6 protein-coding genes and 2 rRNA genes are annotated in these 8,018 nt (G+C 69.5%); 1 reads left to right on the forward strand and 7 read right to left on the reverse strand.

Annotated features, from left to right (window positions below; translation table 11 throughout):
- Positions 1 to 196: 196 nt before the first annotated feature.
- The 4 genes from ACOJUJ_RS04705 to ACOJUJ_RS04720 form a co-directional block, all read right to left on the reverse strand.
- Positions 197 to 2,662 carry a transglycosylase domain-containing protein gene (locus ACOJUJ_RS04705; RefSeq protein WP_420125695.1) on the reverse strand — a complete coding sequence of 822 codons (2,466 nt, stop codon included), beginning with the start codon at positions 2,660 to 2,662 and terminating at the stop codon, positions 197 to 199.
- A gap of 31 nt (positions 2,663 to 2,693) precedes the next feature.
- Positions 2,694 to 4,946 (reverse strand): penicillin-binding protein 1A, encoded by a 2,253-nt coding sequence (locus ACOJUJ_RS04710; protein ID WP_420125696.1) that lies wholly within the window; start codon positions 4,944 to 4,946, stop codon positions 2,694 to 2,696.
- Between the two features lie 256 nt (positions 4,947 to 5,202).
- Entirely contained in the window at positions 5,203 to 5,583 is a 381-nt protein-coding gene (locus ACOJUJ_RS04715) for a helix-turn-helix domain-containing protein (RefSeq protein WP_420125697.1), read from the reverse strand.
- A gap of 32 nt (positions 5,584 to 5,615) precedes the next feature.
- Positions 5,616 to 5,912, reverse strand: coding sequence for a type II toxin-antitoxin system HigB family toxin (locus ACOJUJ_RS04720; RefSeq protein ID WP_420125698.1), 297 nt, complete (start codon positions 5,910 to 5,912; stop codon positions 5,616 to 5,618).
- A 329-nt stretch (positions 5,913 to 6,241) separates the two neighbouring features.
- Between ACOJUJ_RS04720 and ACOJUJ_RS04725 the strand changes: the two genes are divergently transcribed.
- Positions 6,242 to 6,412 (forward strand): hypothetical protein, encoded by a 171-nt coding sequence (locus tag ACOJUJ_RS04725; protein ID WP_420125699.1) that lies wholly within the window; start codon positions 6,242 to 6,244, stop codon positions 6,410 to 6,412.
- A gap of 77 nt (positions 6,413 to 6,489) precedes the next feature.
- Here the strand turns inward: ACOJUJ_RS04725 and ACOJUJ_RS04730 are convergent, their stop codons facing one another.
- From ACOJUJ_RS04730 to ACOJUJ_RS04740, 3 genes are all read right to left on the reverse strand, one after another.
- A complete protein-coding gene (locus tag ACOJUJ_RS04730) occupies positions 6,490 to 6,969 on the reverse strand; it encodes a DUF4112 domain-containing protein (RefSeq protein WP_420125700.1) in 480 nt (159 codons plus the stop codon).
- A 612-nt stretch (positions 6,970 to 7,581) separates the two neighbouring features.
- Positions 7,582 to 7,698 (reverse strand): 5S ribosomal RNA (gene rrf, locus ACOJUJ_RS04735).
- 130 nt (positions 7,699 to 7,828) lie between these two features.
- A 23S ribosomal RNA gene (locus ACOJUJ_RS04740) occupies positions 7,829 to 8,018 on the reverse strand; the annotation flags it as partial.

An 8,018-nucleotide genomic window follows, 5' to 3' on the forward strand; every position in this document is an offset into this window, starting at 1 on the left:
AGCGCCGGACCTTCCGGCAACGGAGCGCCGCGCCCCCCTCCGGAGCGCGGCGCCCGTCTACAACCCCGCAACGCGCGCGGAGTTTCACTCTCCGCGTCCCCTGGCAGCCGCAGGTGGGGAGATCTGCCCCGGAATCACGCGGAGGGCGCGGAGATCATCCCATCTCCCTGCGCCCTCTCGTCTTAGCGCCGCGCCGTCATCGCAGCCGCCCGATGGACGCGCTGTCCGGCGGCGGCGGTGGCGTGGGCTGCACGGGCTCGCCCAGGATGCGCGGCTCGGACTCCCGCGGTTCCGGCTCCGGCGGTTCCGCGGGCTCCGGCTCGTCCGTGCGCGGCACCGTCGGCGTGGGCGGCGGGGTGGCGGGGTCGCGGCGCGTGGGGGGCGGCGGGAGCGGCGTCGACGGCCGGCCGGTGACCGGCGGCACGTCGTACCCGGGCGCGGGATCGGTGGTTACGCTCCCCGGCAGCGGGCGCGACAGGGTGTCGCCCCGGCGGCGGCGCTCCTCCAGCTCCGGCCAGTCGATCCCCTTGCTGCGCAGGTCGCCCGTCCCCACGGTGTCGGGGTCGTAGCTCTCGTAGTCGTACGCGTAGGCGCCCAGCTCCTCGTCCGCGAACGCCGTGTCGAACGCCATCGTGGGATACGGCTGGCCCGCGTAGCAGTACGGCCGCGGCGGGCGCACGTGGACGAAGTACTCCGTATATGTTTCCCCCTGCGAGGGGCAGCCGGGGTCCACCACGAACCCCGTGGCCCGGTCCACCGACTCCGTCACCACCCCGCGCGGCATTACAAAGTCGCCCGCGCGCCCGCCGATGCGCGACATGATGCGCCCCCACACCGGCGCCGCGATGGTGCCGCCCGACGCCTCGCGCACGATGGTCTGCGGCCGGTCCAGGCCAAACCACACCGCCCCCACCAGCTCCGGCGTGTAGCCCACGAACCAGATGTCCGTGGCCCCGTTGGTCGTCCCCGTCTTTCCGGCGGCCGGGCCGCGAAAGCCCGCCGCGCGCACCGGCGTTCCCGTCCCGCGGTCCACCACGTCGCGCAGCATGGTCGTCAGCACGTACGCCGCGGCGGGTTCCACCACCCGGTCGCGCTGCTCCTCGGCGCGGTAGACGACCTCGCCGTGGCGGTCCTCGATGCGCTCGATGACGTGCGGCTCCGGCATCCAGCCGCCGCTGGCCAGCGCCGCGTAGGCGCGAACCAGCTCGATCGGCTTGACCTCCGCCGCGCCCAGCGCCGTGGCGGGAACGTTGGGGATCGGCGTGGTGATCCCCATCTCCCGCGCCGTCTGGATGACGGACGACATCCCCATCTCCTGCGCCAGCTGCACCGTCACCGTGTTCTTGGACCGCGTCAGCGCCTCGCGCACGGTGATGGGGCCGTCGTACCGGCCGGTGTAGTTCCTGGGCGACCACGTCTCGCCGCCCGCCATCACCATCTTGACCGGCGCATCCTGGATCTTTCGCGTGGGGGGAACGCTGCGCTCCAGCGCGGTCAGATAGACGAAGGGCTTGAAGGCGGATCCCGGCTGCCGCAGCCCCTGGTACACCCGGTCGAACTTGCTGTCGTCGTAGTCGCGCCCGCCCACCAGCGCCCGCACCGCCCCCGTCCGCGCCTCCATCACCACCGCCGCCGTCTGCAGGTACGACGTCATCCCCTCGTCCGTCTCGCCCTTGGCCTCGGGCCAGGTGGGATGCCGGTACGCACCGAAGCCGCCCGCCTCGATGGCGTCGGCCTGCTTGGCGATCTCTTCTTCCGCGGCGCGCTGGGCCACGGGGTCCAGCGTGGTGTACACGCGCAGGCCGGAGGTGTAGAACTCGGGCCCCACCCGCTCTTCCAGCTCGCGCCGCACCCGTTCCATAAAGTACGAGCCGCGCCCCGTGCCGCTGTCCTTGCGCCGCGCCAGGCGAATGGGGGTGGCGGCGGCCTCCGTGGCCTGCGCCTGGGTGATGTAGCCGGCCTTGGCCATCTCGCGCAGCACCAGGTCGCGCCGGGTGCGGGCCGCCTGCCGGTTTTCGCGCGGGTTGATGCGCGACGGCGACTGCGGCAGCCCGCCGATGACCGCCGCCTCGGCCAGCGTAAGCGCCTGCGCCGGCTTGCCGAAGTAGGTCTGCGCGGCCGCGTCTACCCCGTACGCGCCCTCGCCCAGGTAGATGTGGTTCAGGTACAGCTCCAGGATCTTGCGCTTGTCCAGGGCGCGCTCGATCTGCCGGGCCACGCGCACCTCCAGCACCTTGCGGCGGATGGAGCGGTCGCGGTAGTCCAGCTTTTCCGGAAACAGGTTGCGGGCCAGCTGCATGGTGATGGTGCTGCCGCCCTCCTCCACGCCGCGCGCCCGTACGTTGCGCACCAGCGCGCCCATGAAGCGGCGCCAGTCCACGCCGCCGTGGTCGTAAAAGCGGCGGTCCTCCACGGCCAGCACGGCCTGGGGAAGGTATTCCGGAAGGGAATCGAGGGGGACGACACGCCGGTTGACGGTCGCCAGGGTGCCGAATGGCTTGCCGTCGCGGTCGAAGAGCTGGGAGCCCTCCGCCTGGAACTTTTCCAGCTCGCTCACGGGGGCGCATCCCCCCAGCCCGCAGGGCCCGAACCAGAGCCAGCCGAACGCGCCCAGGCCCAGGACGAGAAAGATGCTGAGTGCGATCAACAGCTTGCGCTTCATCTTCTCGTCCCGGACCTGTTCTATGTGTGGCTCACCGCCGCTCGCGCTCCGCGCCGGGGGTGATGAAGTCTTCGGGGCGCGGCTCGCGCTTTTGCCCCGGGAACACCGGCCGTCCGGGCAGCTCCGGCGTGGGGTCCACGAACTCCGGCGTGGACGAGCGCTGCGGGCACGAACCCGCCGGCGCGTGCTTGGCGGCAAAGTAGTCCGGCGTGCCGCCGTCGCACTCCGCGGAGAGCACGCGCCCCCCGCTCACCCGCCGCATCACCACGTCCGAGGGCTTTGCCCACGGCTCCGGCGCCTTGCGGTTTGCGTATGCCGTACGCATAACACGGGCCCACACCGGCACGGCAAGTGTTCCGCCCGTGCCCCCCGCGATGATGGGGCGCGGCGTATCGAACCCCATCCACACCCCCGTCAGCAGGTCCGGCGTGTAGCCCACGAACCACACGTCGGTGTTGTCGTTGGTGGTTCCCGTCTTTCCCGCCGCCGGCACCTCGTACGGCAGCCCGCCCACGGAGGGGTCGCGCGCCAGGTAGCCGGTGCCGCGGTCCACCACCTCGCGCAGCATGTCCGTCAGGATCCACGCGACCCCCGGCTCCACCGCGCGGCGCGGGGCCGGGGCGGGGGCCCACAGCAGCTCGCCGCGGTGGTTCTCCACCCGCGCCACCAGCTGCGGCTCCACCCGCCACCCGCCGTTGGCGAACGACGCGTACGCCGCCATCATGTCGATGGGGTATACGCCCGCCGAGCCGATGTAGACCGAGGGGTAGCCGGGGATGCGCGTCTCCAGCCCCGTGCGCGCGGCCAGGGCGCGCACGTTCTCGATCCCCGTTTCACGTCCAAGACGGATCGTCGCCAGGTTGCGCGAATTGCGCAGCGCCGACCGCAGCGACGTGTATCCTCCGTACGTCCCGTCGTAGTTCTTGGGCGACCACGACTCGCTGCCGATGTTGATGGTCAGCGGCCCGTCGGAGATGCCGGACGCGGGCGAGCGGCCGTGCTCCAGCGCCGCCGCGTAGACGAACGGTTTGAACGACGATCCCGGCTGCCGCAGGGCCTGCACCGCGCGGTTGAACTGCGACTGCCGGAAGTCGCGCCCGCCCACCAGCGCCCGCACCAGCCCCGTCGCCGGGTCCAGCACCACGACGATCCCCTGCAGGTATGGCGTGTGGGTCACCGCCTGCCCGGGCTTGATGCCGGCGGTGAACTGCGGGTAGGTGGGGCCGCGGAAGCCGCCGTACGTCCCCCGCTCGATCTGGCGCAGCTGCTCTTCCAGCCCCTGCTCGGCGGTGCGCTGCAGCACGGGGTCGATGGCGGTGTGGATGCGCAGCCCGCCCGTGTACAGCAGCTCGCCAAAGCGGTCCTCCAGCTCGCGCCGCACCGCCTCGACGAAGTACGGGGCGCCGCGGGCGCCGCCCGGAGGCGACAGGGCCAGCGGCGTCCGCTTGGCCTCGTCCGCCTGCGCCTGGGTGATCACGCGAGCGTCGGCCATGGCCTGCAGCACCACGTTGCGCCGCCGCTCCGCGCGCTCGGGGTGGCGGCGCGGGTCGTACGCGCTGGGCGCCTGCGGCAGCCCCGCGATGGTTGCGGCCTCCACGATGTTCAGTTCCCGCGCGGGCTTGCCAAAGTAGCTGCGCGCGGCCGCCTCCACGCCATACGCGCCGGAGCCCAGGTAGATGTGGTTCAGGTACAGCTCCAGGATGCGCCGCTTGCTGAAGCGGCGCTCCATCTGCATGGCCAGCTTGATCTCGGCCACCTTGCGGCGCACGCTGGTCTCGCTGGCGGGAAGCTGCTGCGGGAACAGGTTGCGCGCCAGCTGCATGCTGATGGTGCTGCCGCCGGGCCCGCCCCACCCCTTGATGATGTTGTCGCGCACCGCCGCCACGATGCGCACCGGGTCCACCCCCTCGTGCTCGAAGAACCGCTTGTCCTCGATGGCCACGAACGCCATCGGCACGTGGTTGGGAAGCGAGTCGATGTGGATGAGGGTGCGGCGCTCGCGGTAGAACTGGCCCAGCACGCCGCCGCGGGCGTCCAGCACCAGGCTGGCCTGCCGCGGGGCAAAGTTCTCGATGGTCTCGGCGGTGGGGCAGGTGCCGGCGCAGGCGCGCGTCCACGCGGCCACCATGCCGCCGGTGCCGCACGAGGCCAGCGACAGTGCCGCCAGGCCGATGACGATCTTGCGCTCCTGCCGGTTGCCCCAGGCGCCGCGCAGCCGCGTCCATCCACCGCGCGCGCTCTCACGCCACAGGTGCTGGTCGAACTGGATCTTCGGGATTGCCAATCTCGTGTGCTCCCGGTGCTTTCAGGTTGAATCCGGCTACATAAATACAGCGTCGGAGGCGGATGTGCCACTCTCAGGGTGAACGGGTCAACGGGTGAGGGGGTGAGGGGGTGATTGCGGGATGGCAGGAGGGTGTGAACGCCGCGGGGGAGGAAGTGCCAGCCCGCTCGTGGTGCCGATCGGTCGTGGTCCGCGCGGCGTGCGCGTTTGAGGCGCGGAAGGAGCGTGCCCTAACGTTCGCGAAAGGAGCGGGTGCCTAGAAAAGCAAATCCGCAGGGATGCGGAGATGCTCGCGCAGGGCCTCGATCTGCCCCTTGGAGAGTGTGCGCTTGCCGTTGAAGAAGTCCGACACGCGGCTGCGGCCGCCCATCAACGGCGCCAGGTCGGCACGGCTCATCCCGCGCTGCTGCAGCACAAAATCCACCACGTCCTGCGGCGTGAGGTTGCTGTCGTCGATGGGGTGGTGGCGCGCCTCGTAGTCTTCCACCAGCACGGACAGCAGTTCCAGCCGGTCGTACTCGGGGGTGGAAGGCTGCGGATCCAGGTCCAGCAGCCGGTCGATCTCGGCGACCGCGCCCTCGTAGTCACCCTGGCTGCGCAGCACGTGCGGCGAGGGAAAGTCCAGAACCGTCTTCATCGTGCCACCTTCCTTTTCGTCTCGGCGCGGCATCACAGTTCGCCTGCGCGGCTCTTGCGGTCGTACTCGGCGTGCGTCAGCACGTGGCGGATGTACACCCGCTGCAGGTCGTAGCGCATGGTAACTACCAGCCGGTATTTGTTCCCGCCGATGTCGAACACCGTCACGCCGTACCCCAGGAAATCCGCCGCCGGAAAGTCCGCCTTCGCCTCGTGCGGCGATTTATAGCTGGCGCTTCGTATCAGGCGGCGCCACGCCTTGAGCGGGATCTCCGCGTCGGGGTGAATGCTCCAGAACGCCGTCAGCCGCGTCTCGGTAATGATCCGCACATCCGCTCCGCTTCTCCACGTCATCCCACCAGCCATCCCGAATTACCAGAATGGTAACATCTCCCAGATTGCTGTGTCAAGTGTATCTTTCCCAAATCGGTAACGGGTTCGACCTGCCGCTTGCGACTACGATCCCCCCCGCGGAAATGAGGATCATCAGGCACATGGGAGGCGGCGATGCACGACCGTGAGAGCCAAAGCGACGTGAACCCCGGCAAGGTGGAGCAGCGGCTGGATGAGGCCCCGGCGGAGCGCGAGGGCGTTCTGCGGGCGGCGTGGGGCGGGAGGGTGGGGAAGGGGAGGACCCGGGCCTCCGCGGCGGGCCGATCATGGAGCGGGAGCGCGAGGACGGCGGGCAGATCACCCAGCGCGAGACGTTCGACGGTCCGGGACAGGCCGGCCGCGAGAACGTGCTGAACAGCAGTCGCTCCGGCGGCATGGAGAACCGCCCCGGCGACCGCAGCGATCCCATGCCGCCCGCCGGCGCCTCCAGCCGCTGATTTCCACCGAGGATACATGGAGAAGCAGAGCAGCAGAGTTCTCTCCGCTGCTCTGCTCCTCCGCGTGATGCGCTCTTTCAGGTGATCGCCTGCCAGAGCGCCTGGATGACGGAAATCGCGAGCCAGCCGACGGTGCCCAGGATCAGCACCAGCGCGAGGATAACGGCGAGCACCACGCCCGTGCTGGATTTGCGCGTGCTGCCGGGGCGGTCGAGTTCCTGGCGCAGCAGGCGGACGTTGCGCGCGTTGGCCTTGAACCACGCGTCGAACAGGTCGCCGGCGAAGGGGATGGCGCCCACCACCGCCTCGATCCCCACGTTCAGCACCATCCGCACGAGCGACGAGGCGGGCGCCCCCAGCCGCGCCGCCTGCACCACGATGTACGCCGACATCAGCGACCCGGCCGCATCTCCGAATCCGGGCACCAGCCCGATCACCGCATCCAGCCCGAAACGCCGGTTGGTGCCGGGGAGCGGAATGGAGTTGTCCATCACGTAGCTCAGCGCGTCCAGTCGGCGCACCGCACTATCGCGCCGCGTGTCGTCTTTGGGATTCATCGGGTTTCTCCGCCCGCGGAAGGGATGCTCTCGCAGGATAACAGGCATGGACTGCGCCGTGAGCTACAATCCATCGCGTGCGAGCGTGAGAAGCTTGCTGACCTCCGGCCGTGGGCGTTGGCGGACGGTTCACCAGATCGCGCATCAGGTGGTGCGATCGACGTGCTTCGATGCGCTTCGGAAATCAGTTGCCGATCGTCATCCCTCGCTGCCCGCAGCCCACACGGATGTGGAGGTGGCGGGAATGGTGTTCCTCCAAAAAACGCGGATGGCCCCCTGCCGCATTCCATCTACCTCCCGTGCCCGACGCCTCTACAAAAGACCGCGCCGCGCCGACAAACTCCACCCGCACTCGACACTCAGGAATCCGGCTTCGCACCGAGAGCAGAGGAACCGGCACGTAAAAACTCTGCTAACTCTGGTGACTCTGTGTGAGGCCCTATCTCTTCCCCGTCGCACGCGATGAGCGCGGAGGAAACGGCACGTAGAAACTCCGTTAACTCCGTTGACTCCGTGTGAGGCTCCATTCTGTTGTGGTTCGCGCCGAACTCTCCAGAAACGACGAAAGCCCCCCCTGATCACGAGGATCAGGGCGGGCTTTCGTCAAGATAAGGCCGGCGGCGCCGTACTCTCCCACCGGGTGGCCCCGGCACTACCATCCGCGCAGCGGGTTTTCACTTCCGAGTTCGGGATGGGATCGGGTGGATCCCCCGCGCCATAGCCACCGGCCATCAAAGGGTCCGGATAACGGGATCATCGGGTAGCAAGGAGGCACTGTGCGGCCTGCCCTTGTGCTGCACCAGCATGCGTGCTGGCTGCTGCCTCCGAGGAGGTCAGCGCGGTGGACCGGCAATAAGAACCGGTCAAGCCGCACGGGCCCTTAGTACGGCTCGGCTGTAGCGCTCACGCGCCCTGCACCTGCCGCCTATCAACGTGGTGGTCTCCCACGGCCCTTCAGGGGGATCAAGTCCCCGGGAAGATTCATCTCTGGAGGGGCTTCCCACTTAGATGCGTTCAGCGGTTATCCCTTCCCGACGTAGCTACCCGGC

Origin of the sequence: Longimicrobium sp., assembly GCF_048594345.1 — a bacterium.
In the GTDB taxonomy this organism is placed as follows: domain Bacteria; phylum Gemmatimonadota; class Gemmatimonadetes; order Longimicrobiales; family Longimicrobiaceae; genus Longimicrobium.